This is a genomic window from Streptomyces africanus (genome assembly GCF_002150735.1).
Lineage (GTDB): Bacteria > Actinomycetota > Actinomycetes > Streptomycetales > Streptomycetaceae > Streptomyces > Streptomyces africanus.
In genome coordinates this window covers 23,054-38,074 of the sequence record NZ_MUKA01000067.1, presented here as the reverse complement: position 1 = coordinate 38,074, position 15,021 = coordinate 23,054, and the positions used below count along the sequence as shown (strand labels likewise).

Here is a 15,021-nt window from a genome sequence, read left to right as displayed (position 1 = left end):
TTGCGGTTACTCGGAAACCGTAGGAGAGTCTGTGGCGACCTGGAAGAACGCACTTTTCAGTGACTGGGGAACCAGATGGTGACCAAGCAGGTGAGGGACGAACTGCCGGAGAACGCCGACCTGCGGCGGGCCGACTCCCTGGCACGGGAGATCTTCTCCGACGTGGCCAACAAGTGGGCGCTGCTGATCATCGAGGCCCTCGGTGAAGGCACCCTGCGCTTCAGCGAGTTGCGTAACGAGGTCGAGGGCGTCAGCCACAAGATGCTCACGCAGAACCTGCGGATGCTGGAGCGCAACGGCCTGGTCGACCGGAAGGTGCACCCCACCGTGCCGCCGAAGGTCGAGTACACGCTCACCGAACCGGGCCGGGCCCTGCGCGCCACGGTCGACCTGATCTGCGGCTGGACCAACCAGTACCTCGGGCACATCGAGACCGCCCGCGACCGGTTCGACGCCTGACCGGCCGGGGCGTCAGCCCGCGACCAGTTCCCGCACCTGCCGGGGGGCCGGGGCCTTCTCGACCCGCGAGGTCCGGTACAGCCACAGCACATCCCGTCCGAACGACCACACCAGCAGGCCCAGGGCCAGGGCCGCGACCCCGAAGGTGGCCGCGTACGGCAGCAGGCCGGCGCCCGCCAGCAGGAGCAGCACGCCCTGGAGCGCGGCGACGGTCTTGCGGGCGGTGCTCGGCGGGAGGGCGGCCGTCAGCCAGGGCCAGACCCGGGCGGCGGCGACGAAGACGTACCGCATCCCGCCGATGAGCAGCACCCACGGACCCAGTTGCATCGAGACGTACACGCTCAGCACCAGGATCAGGAACGCGTCGACCTCCATGTCGAAGCGCGCGCCCAGCGGCGTCGAGGTGCCCGTGCGGCGGGCGACCTTGCCGTCGACGCCGTCGAGGATCAGGGCCACCGCCGTCAGGCCGACGAACAGCGAGACGGGCGGCGAGCTCTGGAAGGAGTCCGCGACCAGCGCGGTGACCCCGCCGACGAGGGTGGCCCGGCCGAGGGTGACCCGGTTCGCCGCGCCGAACGAGCGCAACCGGGAGCGGTGCAGGGCCCGGGAGAGCACCGCCCAGGTGGCGACAGCGAACGCGAGGCCGGTCAGCCAGCCCGCCGGGCCCATCCCGATCGCCGTACCGATCAGGGCCAGCAGCAGGATCTGCGCTCCCGCCCCCACGGCGGTCTCCTGCTGGACGAGCCTCGCGTCGTAAGTGTTGTTCAGGGCCACCGAACACCCTCCGGCCGTGTGACAGAGTCGATCAACGCCGCTACCTTGTGCGCGGCCTGTGCACCCCTCGGTACGCAAGCCGCTTCCCGATCGTTCAGGAGGACTTCGATGAAGCACACGGGACGTGCGTTCTGGATCGACTCGCCCGGGCACGGCGGCATCCGGGACGTCGGTCTGCCGGACCCCGGCGAGGGCGAGGTGCTGGTCCGCACGCTGTTCTCCGGCGTGAGCCGGGGCACGGAGACGCTGGTCTTCCGCGGCGGCGTGCCCGCGAGTCAGCACACGGCCATGCGGGCGCCGTTCCAGGAGGGCGATTTCCCCGGCCCGGTGAAGTACGGCTACCTCAACGTCGGCGTGGTGGAGGAGGGGCCCGAGACCCTCGTCGGCCGTACGGTGTTCTGCCTCTACCCGCACCAGACCCGCTACGTCGTCCCGGCGAGCGCCGTCACGCCCGTACCGGACACCGTGCCGGCCGAACGGGCCGTGCTCGCGGGGACCGTGGAGACCGCCGTCAACGCCCTGTGGGACGCCGCACCCCTGGCCGGCGACCGGATCGCCGTGGTCGGCGGGGGCATGGTCGGCTCCTCGGTGGCCGCGCTGCTCGCCCGGTTCCCCGGCGTCCGCGTCCAGTTGGTCGACGCCGACCCGGGCCGGGCCGAGATCGCCAAGGCCCTGGGCGTCGGCTTCGCCTTCCCGCAGGACGCCCTCGGTGACTGCGACCTGGTCGTCCACGCCAGCGCCACCGAGCAGGGCCTCGCCAGGTCCCTGGAACTCCTGACCGCCGAAGGGACCGTGCTCGAACTGAGCTGGTACGGCGACCGGCAGGTGAGCCTGCCGCTCGGCGAGGCCTTCCACTCCCGGCGGCTCGTCATCCGCTCCAGTCAGGTCGGCACCGTCTCCCCGGCCCGGCCGAACCGCACCTACGCCGACCGGCTCGCCCTCGCCCTCGACCTGCTCGCCGACCCGGCCCTCGACGCCCTCGTCACCGGCGAGTCCGCCTTCGAGGACCTGCCGGACGTGCTGCCGAAGCTCGCCTCCGGCGAGATCCCCGCCCTGTGCCACCGCGTCCGCTACGACCAGAGCGCCTGACCTGAGAAAAGACGTACCGGAGGCTGAACAGGGGAAGGGAAGGAGCCGTAATACACGGCATCCCCGGCACATGCGCGGGGGAGCAGACGCGCCGCACCTGGAGGGTCGTCCGTTGTTCAGCATCACCGTCCGCGATCACATCATGATCGCCCACAGCTTCCGTGGCGAGGTCTTCGGACCGGCGCAGCGCCTGCACGGGGCCACGTTCCTCGTGGACGCCACGTTCCGGCGCGAACAGCTGGACGAGGACAACATCGTCGTCGACATCGGTCTGGCGACCCAGGAACTCGGGGCGGTGGTCAGCGAGCTGAACTACCGCAACCTCGACAACGAGCCCGACTTCGCGGGTGTCAACACCTCCACGGAGTTTCTCGCCAAGGTCATCGCCGACCGGCTCGCCGAGCGCATCCACAAGGGCGCGCTGGGCGAGGGTGCCAAGGGCATCGCGGGGCTGACCGTCACCCTGCACGAGTCGCACATCGCCTGGGCGAGTTACGAGCGTGCGCTGTGACCGACACGACGATCGAACGGCCCGGGCAGAGCGGACCGGTGCCCGCGCGGCTGAATTATGTTCCCGTGCAGCACGCCACCCTGAAGAACGCCGAGATCATCCCCATGTCCCTGCGCACCGTGCACTTCGTGCTGCCCGGCGGCGTCGACGACCCGGCGACACCGAGCGGCGGCAACGCCTACGACCGGCGCGTGTGCCTGGACCTGCCCGGCTTCGGCTGGCAGGTGACCAAGCACGCCGTGGCCGGTGACTGGCCCCGGCCCGGGGCGGCGGCCCGTACGGAACTCGCCCATACCCTGAGCGGCTTGCCCGACGGTGCCGTCGTCCTGCTCGACGGGCTGGTCGCCTGCGGCGTCCCGGAGATCGTCGTGCCGGAGGCGGAACGGTTGCGCATGGTCGTCCTCGTCCACCTCCCGCTCGGCGACGAGACCGGGCTCGACCCGGCCGTGGCCGCGGAACTCGACGCCAGGGAGCGGGCGGTGCTGCGGGCGGTGCCGGCGGTGGTCGCCACCAGCGACTGGGCGGTCCGCCGTCTGGTCGCCCACCACGGCCTTCCCCCGGAGCGGGTGCACGTCGCCGCCCCCGGCGCCGACATCGCGCCGCTCGCGCCCGGCACCGACGGTGTCTCACGGCTGCTGTGCGTGGCCGCCTTGACCCCGCGCAAGGGACAGCACCGGCTGGTGGAGGCGCTGGCCACGGTGAGAGACCTGCCGTGGAGCTGCGTGTGCGTCGGCAGTCTCACGCAGGACCCGGAGTACGTCGCCCATCTGCGGTCCCTCATCGCCGAGCACGGCCTTCAGGACCGGCTGGAGCTGGCGGGAGCGCAGACGGGCGCCGCGCTGGACGCCAGTTACGCCACCGCCGACCTGATGGTCCTCACCTCCTACGCCGAGACGTACGGCATGGCCGTCACCGAGGCACTCGCGCGTGGCATCCCGGTCATGGCCACGGACGTCGGCGGACTGCCCGAGGCGGTCGGCCGCGCCCCCGACGGCGGGGTGCCCGGCATCTTCGTCCCGCCGGAGAACCCGGCCGCCATCGCCGCGGAGCTGCGCTGCTGGTTCGGCGAGGCGGACGTACGGCGTCGCCTCAAGGGCGCCGCCCGCAGCCGCCGCGCCGCCCTCGGCGGCTGGGCGGCGACCGCACAGAGCCTGGCGGCGGTACTGCGCCGGCTCCCGACCGACCCCCGGAGGGCCGCATGACGAACCCGGTGACGACCCAGCAGAGCGGGACGATCCCGGCCCAGCCCGGACCGAGGGCGGCCGCCGAGTCGATGAACGGCGTGATTCCGGGCGCGGGTCCGGACGGGAAGCCCGGGCCCGCCCCGTCGGCCCGGCCGGCGGACGCCGTCGCTCCGGGCGTGGGCCCCGGCGTACCGTCTGCCTGGTCGGCGGGGGCGGTGGCGCCGGGTGTGGGTTCCGGTGGGCAGTCGGCCCGGACGGCGGGCACGGTGGTGCCGGACGTGGGTCCCGGCGGGCAGGACGTCCGGTCGGCGGACGCCGTGGCTGGGGGCGTGGGCTCCGGCGGGCCGGCTGCCGGAGCGGCGGACGCCGTGGTCGTCGGCTCGGCCCGCAGCGGCCGGCCGGGGCAGGCCGCGGACGCGGTCATCCCGGGGGCCGGCCCCAGTGGGAATCCCGGCGCGCGGCCCACCGTGAAACTGCGTGAGGCGGGCCCGGACGATCCGCCCCGTTACGCGCCCGAGTGGCTTCAGTTGCGGGAGCCGGCCGATGCCGCCGCGCGGGCGCACGATCTGCTCGACCCCCTGCGTATCCGGCTCGCCAACCTGCCGGGCAAGTCCGGCGGGGTCGTCATCCACGACCTCGGCTGCGGGACCGGCTCGATGGGCCGCTGGCTCGCCCCCTGCCTGGACGGCGCGCAGCACTGGATCCTGCACGACCGCGACCCCTATCTGCTGCACTTCGCCGCCGTCGCCTCCCCGCGCTCCGCCGCCGACGGCAGCCGGGTCACCGTGGAGACGCGGCGCGGCGACGTCGCCCGCCTCACCGCGGACGCCCTGCACGGCGCGTCCCTGGTGACGGCGTCCGCACTGCTGGACGTCCTCACCCGCGAGGAGATCGACGCCCTCGCCGCCGCCTGCGCCGGAGCCGGCTGCCCCGCCCTGCTGACGCTGTCCGTCGCCGGCCGCGTGGAGCTGACGCCGTCCCACCCGCTGGACTCCGAGATCGCCCAGGCGTTCAACGCCCACCAGCGCCGGGACGGTCTGCTCGGTCCCGACGCGGTGACGGCGGCGACCGAGGCGTTCTCCGAGCACGGCGCGACGGTCCGGCTGCATCCGAGCCCCTGGCGGCTCGGCCCCGAGCACGCCGCGCTCACCGAGCAGTGGCTGCGCGGCTGGGTCGGCGCCGCCGTCGAGCAGCGCCCCGACCTGCGCGCCCGCGCCGACGCCTACCTGGCCGAGCGCCTCGCCGCCTGCGCCGCAGGCCAGTTGCGCGTCACCGTCCACCACACCGACCTCCTGGCCCTGAACCGCCCGGCGGGCGGAGCGTCATGAGCCCGCAGGCGACGGGAACGACGGCGGTGCCGCCGGGTGCGCCGACGGCCGTGTGCGAGCGACCGGCGCCCGTCGACACGCAGCGGCCGCCGGAAACCGGCGATGCCCGGGGTCCGTCCACCGAGCCGGCCACACCCTGCGGCGACGCGGCCGACGCCGACGCCGCGTCGTCTCCCCGTCGCCCGATCCGTACCGCCCTCGCCCGCCTCGGCTCCCCCAAGGTCCGTACGCATCTCGGCACCGTCGCCGGCGTCGTCATCCTCGGCGTACTGCTGTGGCGGCTGGGCACCGGCGTCTTCCTGGACGGGCTGGCCCGGATCGACACCGTGTCGGTGCTGCTCGCGCTCGGGATCGGGCTCGTCACCACCGTGTTCAGCGCGTGGCGCTGGGCGCTCGTGGCCCGGAGCCTCAGGATCCGGCTGCCGTTCGGGCCGGCCGTCGCCGACTACTACCGAGCGCTGTTCCTGAACGCGGCGCTGCCCGGCGGTGTGCTCGGCGACGTGCACCGGGCGGTACGGCACGGCCAGAGCGAGGGGGACGTGCGGCGGGGCGTGAAAGCCGTCGTCCTCGAACGCGCCGCCGGACAGATCGCGTTGCTCGCCGTCGGGGCCGTGGTCCTGCTGACCATGCCGTCCCCGGTGCTGGACCGGGCCCGGCACATCGCCCCGCTCGTGGTCCTGGCCGCACTCGGCGCGGTCGCCGTCGTCCTCGCCCTGCGGATGAACCTCGCGGCGCCCTCCCGCCGGGGCCGGGCGCTGCGCGCCATGCTCGCCGAGGCCCGTGAGGGGCTGCTGTCCCGCCGCAACGGGCCCGGAGTCGTCGTCTCCTCCGCGGTCGTCCTGGCGGGCTACGTCGCCATGTTCGTCCTCGCCGCCCGCGTCGCCGGAGCCGCCGCCTCCGTGGCCGTACTGGTGCCGCTGGCGGTCCTCGCGCTGCTGGCCATGGGCCTGCCGCTGAACGTCGGCGGCTGGGGGCCGAGGGAGGGCGTCACCGCCTGGGCGTTCGGCGCCGCGGGCCTGGGCGCCGGCCGGGGACTCGCCGTCGCGGTCGTCTACGGGGTGCTCAGCCTCGTGGCGAGCCTGCCCGGCCTGATCGTGCTGGTCGCCCGCTGGTACGCGGGCCTGCGTGCCGGGTCCCGGTCCGCCTCACCGGACCCTGGACCCGGTCCCGCGACCGTGCCCGACTACCCGTCGGAGGTCAGCAGCGAGAAATACGCCCCGAAGGAATCCGCCAAGCTCGCCAGGAGTTCCTTCCCCTTTTCCGCCGAACCCAGCGAAGGACGGCCGATTACACCGGAATCGGTATAGCCGGACATGCCGAGGGTGAGCAGATGACGCCGGTCGTCAGCGACAAAATCGGATGTCTCATAACCGGGTCGGAGCATTTCGGGATGAGCGTGCAGAAGGATGGAGGTCTCTATTTCCCCCGCGTGCATGTCGGTGAGCAGCGTGGCGACCACACCCGCCCGCTCCCGCGCCGCCTCCCAGTCCTCCGCGGCCGGGAACAGCGCCATCCGCTCGCCGCGGGCGGAGGATTCCTGAACGACGTTGCCCAGTACGTAGTTTCCGCCGTGCCCGTTGACCACCACCAGGGCGTCGACGCCGGACCGGCTCAGCGAAGCCGCTATGTCCCGTACCACCGCATGAAGGGTCACCGAGGAGATGCTCACGGTCCCCGGCCAGGCCGCGTGCTCGTGCGAGCACGAGATCGTCACCGGAGGAAGGAGGTGCACCGGGTACGCGCCGGCTATCTCCCGCGCGACGGCACAGGCGACGAGCGTGTCGGTCGCCAGCGGGAGATACGGACCGTGCTGCTCGAAGCTCCCCACGGGAAGCACCGCGACCTGCCGTGAGACACCGGCGCCCCGCGTCCGTACGTCTTCCGTGGTGTCCGCCGGCACCAAGTCACTCATAACGTCACGGCCTTTCGTCTCTGCTTAGGAACTCGAGAATCATGACAGAAAAAATTGGCGTACTCGGCAAGAAGGCACCGCAGCGGACCGGCGTGGAACGCGTCGTGAATGCGCCCTTGCCCACCGTGTACGGGAAATTCCAGGCGGTCGGCTACCTGGACCACGACCGCGGCGACGAACAAGTGGCGCTGGTCTACGGCGACCTCGGCACGGACGACGTGCTCATCCGGCTGCACTCGGAGTGCCTGACCGGCGACGCCTTCGGCTCCCAGCACTGCGAGTGCGGGGACCAGCTCGACGCCGCCCTGCGCGCGGTCGTCGCCGAGGGCGCCGGTGTCGTGGTCTACCTCAGAGGGCATGAAGGCCGCGGCATCGGCCTGCTCGCCAAGCTGCGCGCGATGGCCCTCCAGGCGGAGGGTCTGGACACCGTCGAGGCCAACCTGGCCCTCGGCCTGCCGGTGGACGCCCGGGACTACGGCGTGGCCGCCCGGATCCTGGAGGACCTGGGCGTCAGGTCCGTCCGCCTGATGTCCAACAACCCGCGCAAGCGCGAGGCGCTGGTGGACCACGGCATCGAGGTCGCCGAGCAGGTGCCCCTGCTGATACCGCCGTGCGAGAACAACATCACCTATCTGCGCACCAAGCGGGAGCGCCTCGACCACCACCTGCCCCACCTCGACGCGGTGGTCAGCTCCTCCTGAGACGCGGGAGCAGGTTCGGGTTCCCCCGGACGTGACCTGGGCGCATGCGTACGCGACCCCCGGGCGGGCCGCGTACGCTGCGTGGACGTCCGTCCCTCGAGCGTCGGTCCTCTCGGCCGACGCCTCCTGTCCGGAGGCCCACCTGGTATGACCGAGCTCCATCTGTGGCTGCGCCACGAGGCCCGAACGACCGAGCGACGCACGCCGGTCGTGCCCGACGACGCCCGGCGGCTCGTCGGGAACGGAGTGGCACTGACCGTCGAGGAGTCCCCGCAGCGGGTCTTCCCGATCGAGGAGTACGAGGCGGCCGGCTGCCGGGTCGCGCCCGCGGGCTCCTGGGTGTCGGCCCCGCCGGACGCCGTCGTGCTCGGCCTGAAGGAACTGCCCGACCAGCCGGCCGAACTGACCCACCGGCACATCTTCTTCGGCCACGCCTACAAGGGACAGCCCGGGGCGGCCGGCCTGCTGCGCCGGTTCGCCGCCGGGGGCGGGGCGCTGTTCGACCTGGAGTACCTGGTCGACGACACCGGGCGGCGCCTGGCAGCGTTCGGGTTCTGGGCCGGCTACCTGGGCGCGGCCCTCGCGGTGCTCCAGCACCGCGGCCGGCTGCGGGCACCGCTGACGCCCACGACGAAGGCGGCACTGGACGAGACGCTGAAGCCCGCCGCGGACGACGCCGAGTTCACCGGCCTGGTCATCGGTGCCCTGGGACGCAGCGGCCGCGGTGCCCGGACGGCCTTCGCCACCGCTGGTACGGATCCGACGTGCTGGGACCTCGCCGAGACCCGCGACCTGGACCGCCGCGCCCTGCTGGAGCACGACGTGATGGTGAACGCGGTGCTCGCCACCAGCCCGGTCCCGCCCTTCCTCCGCGAGCAGGACCTCGACACCCCGGAGCGCCGGCTGCGCACCCTGTGCGACGTGACGTGCGACGTCGGCTCCCCGCTCAACGTCCTCCCGGTGTACGACGAGACCACCGACTGGGACGCGCCCGTCCGCCGGCTGCGCGCGCGGCCCCCGCTCGACCTGATCGCCATCGACAACCTGCCCTCCCTGCTGCCGCTGGAGTCCAGCGCCGACTTCTCCGCCGCCCTCCTGCCCCACCTGCTCGACTTCGGCGTCACCGGGCCCTGGGGCCGCTGTCTGGAGCGGTTCCGTCAGGCCTGCCGTGAACACGGCCTGGACCACGGGGAGATCCATGACCACTGACCTGTTGTGCACGAGCGGTACCGTCCACTGGATCGGCGCCGGTCTGTCCACGGGCAGCGGTCTGGCGGCGCTGTGCGACACCGCCGAGCGCGTACGGCTCTGACACCGCACCGAGAGCCGCGCGGCCGGCGCCCTCGACCGGCTCGGTCTCGCCGGACGGGCCGAGCCCCGCGCCTACACCCTGCCCGCCCTCGCCGCCGAACTGGCGCCCGGCGACGTCGTGGTGTCCATGCTGCCCGCGCCGGAGCACGCGCCGCTGCTCGCCGAGTGCGTCCGGCGCGGGGCGCACTTCGCCTGCTCCAGCTATGTGTCCCCGGCGGTCCTCGACCAGGTGCCCGCCGCGGAGAGGGCCGGGGTCGTCGTCCTCACCGAGGCCGGGCTCGACCCGGGCATCGACCACCTCTTCGCCCACGCCGTCGTCGCCCCCGTCCGGGAGGCCATCGGCGACGAGACGCCCGCCTCGTACACCCTCACGTCGTACTGCGGCGGCGTCCCGGCCGTCCCGAACGACTTCACTACGGGGAGACCTTCGAACCGCGACCTCGTCACGTCCTGGACGGCTCGCTGCCGCCGGGCCTGAACCAGGGCCGCCGGGACGGCGGCCCGGTCCGAGCAGTGGTTGCGGGAACTGGCGCGGGACGGCGTCGAGTTCACACTCCGCGTCGACCGGCAGGGGCGGGTCGGCCCGACACGGCCTCGTGGACGAACCGCTTGAGGTCGCGGAACACCGTGTGGGACGTCCTGGGCCGCAGCTGCGTCATGAACTGCACCGTCAGGTCGCGGCCCGGGTCGACCCAGAACGTCGTCGTGGCCACGCCGCTCCAGCCGTAGGCGCCGAGCCCGGAGGGCGCCTGGGTGCGGGACGGGTCGATCACCACGGAGACGTTGAGCCCGAAGCCGACGCCCTCGTTGCCGGGCTCGTCGTGGGCCGGGCGGCTGCCGAAGGCACGCAGATCGGCGCCGCCGGGCAGATGGTTGCGGGTCATCAGGTCCACCGTCTCAGGGGCGAGCAGCCGGACGCCGTCGAGCTCGCCCCGGCGGCGCAGCACCTCCATGAAGCGGTGGTAGTCGTGGGCGGAGGCCACCATGCCGCCACTGCCGGACAGGAACCGCGGCCGGCCGCCCCGCAGCGGCAGCCCGGCGATCCGCTCGATGCCGCCGCCCTCCTTCTCCCCGTACATCTCGGAGAGCCGGGGCGCCTGCTCGTCCGTGACGTGGAACCCCGCGTCCGTCATGCCGAGCGGACGGAAGATCCGCTCGGCGCAGAACACGTCGAGCGGCTGCCCCGAGACGACCTCGATGATCCGGCCCAGGACGTTGCTCGCCACCGAGTAGTTCCACTGCGTGCCCGGCTCGAACTGCAACGGCAGGCTCGCGTACACCTCGATCGTCGCGGCCAGGTCCGCGCCCGGCCGCACCGACGACTCCAGGCCGGCCTCGCGGTACAGGGCGTCCACCGGGTGGGTGTGGTAGAAGCCGAAGGTCAGGCCCGAGGTGTGGGTCATCAGGTGCCGGACGAGTATCGGGCCGGTGGCCGGGCGGGTTCTGACGTCGGCCCCGGAGCCCTCGACGTAGACCCGGGGGTCGGCGAAGGCCGGCAGGTGGTCGGCGACCGGGTCGTCCAGTGACAGCCGGCCCTCCTCGACCAGCAGCAGCGCGGCGACCGCGGTGACCGGTTTCGTCATGGAGTAGACCCGCCACAGCGTGTCCGGCTCGACGGGCTGCCCGGCCGCGATGTCGCGCAGGCCGTGCGTCGTGAGGTGGGCGACGCGTCCACCCCGCGCGACGGACACGAGGAAGCCCGGCAGCCGGCCCTCCTCGACGAGACCCGCGAAGTGCCGGTCCAGGCGGCCCAGCGCCTCCGGGTCCAGTCCGGCCTCATCCGGGTCGACATCTTGTCGCAGCTGTGCCATCGATCGTCCTCCGTCGCGCTCGTCGAGGTGAGATCCGGCATACCCCGACCGGACCGCCTCAGACCCCATCCTCGTGCAGGAACCATTCCTGATCACACAGGAACGGGGACCTGAGCCAACTCGTGCACACCGAGGCCCAGGTTCCCGGGCGCAGGACCGATGGCCGATGCCGGGCGGCGGCCGGCTCCCTAGGCTGGGAGGCGGATCGCCGCCGCAGACCAGCACGCCACGAGAAGAGGTCGCCATGCCCGTGAACGGTCGCAGCCACATCCGGATCGCCCGTCCCTCCCGCGATCTCGCGGCGGCCGAGCGGTTCTGGAGCGAGGGGCTCGGGCTGAGTGTCGTGTGGCGGTCCGAGGGCGGCTCCGAAGCGGGCCACCACGACCTGCTGATGCTGGGCTGGCCCGACGCCGACTGGCATCTGGAGCTCGTGCACGAGCCCGCCCGGCCGGTGGAGCCCCGCCCCACCGAGGAGGACCTGCTGGTCGTCTACGCCGACGACCCGGTCCCGGACGACCTGGTCGCCCGCCTGGAGCGGCACGGCGGCAAGCGGGTCACCTCCCCCAACCCCTACTGGAACGAATGGGGCGTCACCATCGAGGACCCCGACGGCTATCGCCTGGTGCTGTGCCGCAGGGCCTGGTCCAACAGCTGACGAGACCCCGCCGGGCCCGCGAGGACACGGCGGGGCGTGGTGTGCGGGCTCAGGCCGTCACCTTCTCCGGCTCCGCGGTCGCCCGCGCCGGGCGTTCCCCCAGCGCCTCCGTAGGAACCCGGTGCGTCTCGCGGGCCGACAGCGCGGCGATGACCGGCGGCACGCACAGGGCCGCCGTGAACAGGGCCACCGCCGACCAGTCGTCGCCGCCCGGCCCGGCGATCCGCGCGGCGAACGTCACCGCGAAGCCGGCCGCCGCGAAGCCGATCTGCGTGCCGATGGCCACGCCGGACAGCCGGACCCGGGTCGTGAACATCTCGCCGTAGAAGGCGGGCCACACACCGTTCGCGGCGCTGTAGACCACGCCGAAGCAGAGGATGCCCAGCAGGTACGTCAGCAGGTACGAGCCCGTGGAGACGGCCCACAGGTACAGGAACATCGTCACCGCGCTGCCGGCCGCGCCGATCAGGTACACCGGGCGGCGGCCGATCCGGTCGGACAGCGTGGCCCACAGCGGGATCGCGGCGAGCGCCACGACGTTGGCCAGGGCCCCCACCCACAGCATGGCGGTACGCGACATGCCGACCGCGTCGCTCGTGGCGTACGCCAGTGCCCACACCGTGAAGATGGTGCTGACCGAGGCGATGAGCGCGCCGGCGATCACCCGCAGCACGTCCGCCCAGTGCTCGCGCAGCAGCACGACCAGCGGCAGCTTGACGACGCCCTCCTCGGCGGCCTGCTGGGCGAAGGCCGGGGTCTCGTCCAGCCTGCGCCGGATGACCCAGCCGACGACGGCGACCACGACGCTCAGCCAGAACGGCACCCGCCAGCCCCAGGACAGCAACTGGTCCTCGGGCAGCGCGGCGACCGGGATGAAGACCAGCGTGGCCAGCAGCTGGCCGCCCTGCGTGCCGCTGAGGGTGAAGCTGGTGAAGAAGCCGCGCCGGTCCGGCGGCGCGTGTTCCAGCGTCATGGAGTTGGCGCTGGCCTGTTCGCCCGCCGCCGAGATGCCCTGGAGCACCCGGCACAGCACCAGCAGGACCGGGGCGAGCGTGCCGACCTGGTCCCGGGTCGGCAGACAGCCGATGAGGAACGTCGACAGGCCCATCAGCATCAGCGTGAAGACCATGATCTTCTTGCGGCCGAGTTTGTCGCCGAAGTGCCCGAGGACCAGGGCGCCGACCGGGCGGGCGGCGTACGCGACACCGAATGTGGCCAGCGACAGCAGCGTCGCGGTGGCCGGGTCGGACTCGTCGAAGAACACCTCGGGGAAGATCAGCGCGGCGGCGCTGCCGTAGATGAAGAAGTCGTAGTACTCCAGCGCGCTGCCGATCCAGGCGGCGGTCGCGGCTTTCCTGGGCTGACCGGGCGGGGCTGCGGCCCCTTTGGGCATGGCGGGGACGGACACGGCGGCTCCTTTGGGGGGCTCCACCCTAGGCGGAGTGAACAGAGGGACGAGCGAAGGGGGGAAGGGGAAGTGCCGGATCGCGGCTCTAATTAACCCACTGGGTAGTTAGTAGGCGGTGGCTAGGGATGCTGCGCCCGTGTGCCGTCGGTGTCAAGGGGTCATGCACCGGCCGTCGGTGCCGGACGTTCAGTCCGCCGCTCGCTCCGCCGTCAGATACGCGATCACCATGTCGCCCAGCATCGTGCGGTAGTGCGCCCGCTGCGCCGGGGCGACCAGGTCGCGGCCGAACAGCGCGCCGAAGGTGTGCCGGTTGGAGACCCGGAAGAAGCAGAAGGAGGAGATCATCGCGTGCAGGTCGACGGCGTCGACGTCCGCCGTGAACAGACCTGACCTGCGGCCTTCCTCCAGGATGCGGCGGATCACGTCCAGGGCGGGGGAGCCGATCCGCCCCAGCTTCTCGGAGGCGGCGATGTGCTGTGCCTCGTGGATGTTCTCGATGCTGACCAGGCGGATGAAGTCCGGGTGCTGCTCGTGGTGGTCGAAGGTCACCTCGGCCAGCCGCCGGATGGCCGCCACCGGGTCCAGGTGCTCGACGTCGAGCTGCTGCTCGGCCTCCCGGATCACGCCGTAGGCCCGCTCCAGGACGGCCGTGAACAGCTGTTCCTTGCCGCCGAAGTAGTAGTAGATCATCCGCTTCGTGGTGCGGGTGCGGGCGGCGATCTCGTCCACCCGGGCCCCGTCGTAGCCGGCCCGGGCGAACTCCTGCGTGGCGACGTCGAGGATCTCGGCCTGGGTGCGGGCGGCGTCACGGACGCGCTCGCGCTCGCCAGGACGTGCCGGTTCTTCGACGCTGGTCATCAGGTTCCTTCGGGCGGAGGGGCCGGTGCCGGTGATTCTAGGAGCAGGGCCCTCGTCCCGCCGGGGGCTTCCCGTGGTCGAGCTCGGCTGATATAGCTAACGTACTAGTTCGTACATTCGTGAGCCGCTCGGGAGGCCCGTGTGCCCAAGGACTCGTATCTCGTCGGACTGATCGGTTCCGGCATCGGCCCGTCACTCAGCCCGGCGCTGCACGAGCGGGAGGGCGACCGGCAGGGCCTGCGCCTGCTGTACCGGCTGATCGACATCGACCCGCTCGGGGTGCCGCCCGAGGCGGTGGGCGATCTGGTGCGGGCCGCCCGCGACCTCGGGTTCGACGGGCTCAACATCACGCACCCCTGCAAGCAGCTCGTCATCGAGCACCTGGACGCGCTCGACCCGCAGGCCGAGGCGCTGGGCGCGGTCAACACCGTCGTCTTCGAGGACGGCCGCGCGGTCGGCCACAACACGGACGTCACCGGTTTCGCCGCGTCCTTCGCACGCGGGCTGCCCGACGCGCGGCTGGAGCGGGTCGTGCAGCTGGGCGCCGGCGGCGCGGGCGCGGCCGTCGCGCACGCCACGCTCACCCTCGGCGCCGAGCGGGTGACCGTCGTCGACGCCCTGCCCGAACGCGCCGCAACCCTGGCCGACTCCCTGAACCGCGCCTTCGGCCCGGGCCGTGCGGCCGCCGCGACCCCGGACCGGCAGGCGCGGCTGCTCGCGCACGCCGACGGCATCGTCCACGCCACGCCCACCGGCATGGCGGCCCACCCCGGCCTGCCCCTGCCCGCCGAGCTGCTCCACCCCGGGCTGTGGGTCGCCGAGGTGGTCTACCGCCCGCTGGAGACCGAACTGCTGCGCACCGCCCGCGCGCTGGGCTGCGCCACCCTCGACGGCGGCGGTATGGCCGCCTTCCAGGCGGCCGACGCGTTCCGCCTGTTCACCGGCCGGGAACCCGACGCCGCGCGGATGCTGGCGGACCTGACCGAACTGGCCGGAGCCGTCGGGGCACGCAACTAGAAA

At 72.9% G+C, this 15,021-nt stretch carries 14 protein-coding genes and 2 pseudogenes; 11 read left to right on the top strand and 5 right to left on the bottom strand.

Annotated features, from left to right (window positions below):
- Positions 1 to 75 precede the first annotated feature (75 nt).
- Positions 76 to 459: a winged helix-turn-helix transcriptional regulator gene (locus CCL05_RS10275; RefSeq protein WP_086560208.1), complete on the top strand. Its 384-nt coding sequence runs from the start codon at positions 76 to 78 to the stop codon at positions 457 to 459.
- A gap of 12 nt (positions 460 to 471) precedes the next feature.
- On the opposite strand, the gene CCL05_RS10270 is transcribed toward CCL05_RS10275, so the two are convergent.
- On the bottom strand, positions 472 to 1,233 hold the full coding sequence (locus CCL05_RS10270) for a CDP-alcohol phosphatidyltransferase family protein (RefSeq protein WP_086560207.1): 762 nt from the start codon (positions 1,231 to 1,233) through the stop codon (positions 472 to 474).
- A gap of 108 nt (positions 1,234 to 1,341) precedes the next feature.
- Between CCL05_RS10270 and CCL05_RS10265 the strand changes: the two genes are divergently transcribed.
- The 5 genes from CCL05_RS10265 (at position 1,342) to CCL05_RS46035 (ending at position 6,652) form a co-directional block, all read left to right on the top strand.
- Positions 1,342 to 2,322, top strand: a complete 981-nt coding sequence (locus tag CCL05_RS10265) for a zinc-dependent alcohol dehydrogenase (RefSeq protein WP_086560206.1) — start codon at positions 1,342 to 1,344, stop codon at positions 2,320 to 2,322.
- Between the two features lie 112 nt (positions 2,323 to 2,434).
- The gene (locus CCL05_RS10260; RefSeq protein ID WP_010043117.1) at positions 2,435 to 2,833 is read left to right on the top strand and encodes a 6-pyruvoyl trahydropterin synthase family protein; all 399 of its coding nucleotides are present in this window, start codon (positions 2,435 to 2,437) and stop codon (positions 2,831 to 2,833) included.
- Positions 2,830 to 4,035 (top strand): glycosyltransferase family 4 protein, encoded by a 1,206-nt coding sequence (locus CCL05_RS10255; RefSeq protein WP_086560205.1) that lies wholly within the window; start codon positions 2,830 to 2,832, stop codon positions 4,033 to 4,035. The genes CCL05_RS10260 and CCL05_RS10255 overlap by 4 nt, the downstream gene beginning before the upstream one ends.
- Positions 4,036 to 4,385: 350 nt before the next feature.
- On the top strand, positions 4,386 to 5,345 hold the full coding sequence (locus CCL05_RS10250) for a class I SAM-dependent methyltransferase (protein WP_208641445.1): 960 nt from the start codon (positions 4,386 to 4,388) through the stop codon (positions 5,343 to 5,345).
- Complete coding sequence (locus CCL05_RS46035) at positions 5,342 to 6,652, top strand: lysylphosphatidylglycerol synthase transmembrane domain-containing protein (protein WP_086560204.1); 1,311 nt, start codon at positions 5,342 to 5,344, stop codon at positions 6,650 to 6,652. Before CCL05_RS10250 ends, CCL05_RS46035 begins: the two co-directional genes overlap by 4 nt.
- On the opposite strand, the pseudogene CCL05_RS10240 reads toward CCL05_RS46035, so the two are convergent.
- A pseudogene (locus CCL05_RS10240) lies at positions 6,535 to 7,257 on the bottom strand (creatininase family protein); the annotation flags it as partial. The gene CCL05_RS46035 and the pseudogene CCL05_RS10240 overlap by 118 nt on opposite strands.
- A 41-nt stretch (positions 7,258 to 7,298) precedes the next feature.
- Between CCL05_RS10240 and ribA the strand changes: the two are divergent.
- From ribA to CCL05_RS10225, 3 genes and pseudogenes are all read left to right on the top strand, one after another.
- The gene (gene ribA / locus CCL05_RS10235) at positions 7,299 to 7,958 is read left to right on the top strand and encodes a GTP cyclohydrolase II (protein WP_086560202.1); all 660 of its coding nucleotides are present in this window, start codon (positions 7,299 to 7,301) and stop codon (positions 7,956 to 7,958) included.
- Positions 7,959 to 8,105: 147 nt separating this feature from the next.
- Positions 8,106 to 9,167, top strand: coding sequence for a saccharopine dehydrogenase (locus tag CCL05_RS10230; protein ID WP_086560201.1), 1,062 nt, complete (start codon positions 8,106 to 8,108; stop codon positions 9,165 to 9,167).
- A pseudogene (locus CCL05_RS10225) lies at positions 9,157 to 9,681 on the top strand (saccharopine dehydrogenase NADP-binding domain-containing protein); the annotation flags it as partial. The gene CCL05_RS10230 and the pseudogene CCL05_RS10225, both read left to right, overlap by 11 nt.
- A 136-nt stretch (positions 9,682 to 9,817) precedes the next feature.
- Here the strand turns inward: CCL05_RS10225 and CCL05_RS10220 are convergent.
- Positions 9,818 to 11,080 (bottom strand): serine hydrolase domain-containing protein, encoded by a 1,263-nt coding sequence (locus CCL05_RS10220; protein ID WP_086560200.1) that lies wholly within the window; start codon positions 11,078 to 11,080, stop codon positions 9,818 to 9,820.
- A gap of 244 nt (positions 11,081 to 11,324) precedes the next feature.
- Here CCL05_RS10220 and CCL05_RS10215 point away from each other — a divergent pair, with 244 nt between their 5' ends.
- Complete coding sequence (locus CCL05_RS10215) at positions 11,325 to 11,735, top strand: VOC family protein (RefSeq protein ID WP_086560199.1); 411 nt, start codon at positions 11,325 to 11,327, stop codon at positions 11,733 to 11,735.
- Between the two features lie 49 nt (positions 11,736 to 11,784).
- On the opposite strand, the gene CCL05_RS10210 is transcribed toward CCL05_RS10215, so the two are convergent.
- Together CCL05_RS10210 and CCL05_RS10205 are read right to left on the bottom strand one after the other, a co-directional pair.
- Entirely contained in the window at positions 11,785 to 13,143 is a 1,359-nt protein-coding gene (locus tag CCL05_RS10210; protein ID WP_086560198.1) for an MFS transporter, read from the bottom strand.
- A 186-nt stretch (positions 13,144 to 13,329) separates the two neighbouring features.
- Positions 13,330 to 14,001, bottom strand: coding sequence for a TetR/AcrR family transcriptional regulator (locus tag CCL05_RS10205; protein ID WP_086560197.1), 672 nt, complete (start codon positions 13,999 to 14,001; stop codon positions 13,330 to 13,332).
- A gap of 141 nt (positions 14,002 to 14,142) precedes the next feature.
- Between CCL05_RS10205 and CCL05_RS10200 the strand changes: the two genes are divergently transcribed.
- Positions 14,143 to 15,018, top strand: a complete 876-nt coding sequence (locus tag CCL05_RS10200) for a shikimate dehydrogenase (protein WP_086560196.1) — start codon at positions 14,143 to 14,145, stop codon at positions 15,016 to 15,018.
- Positions 15,019 to 15,021 lie beyond the last annotated feature (3 nt).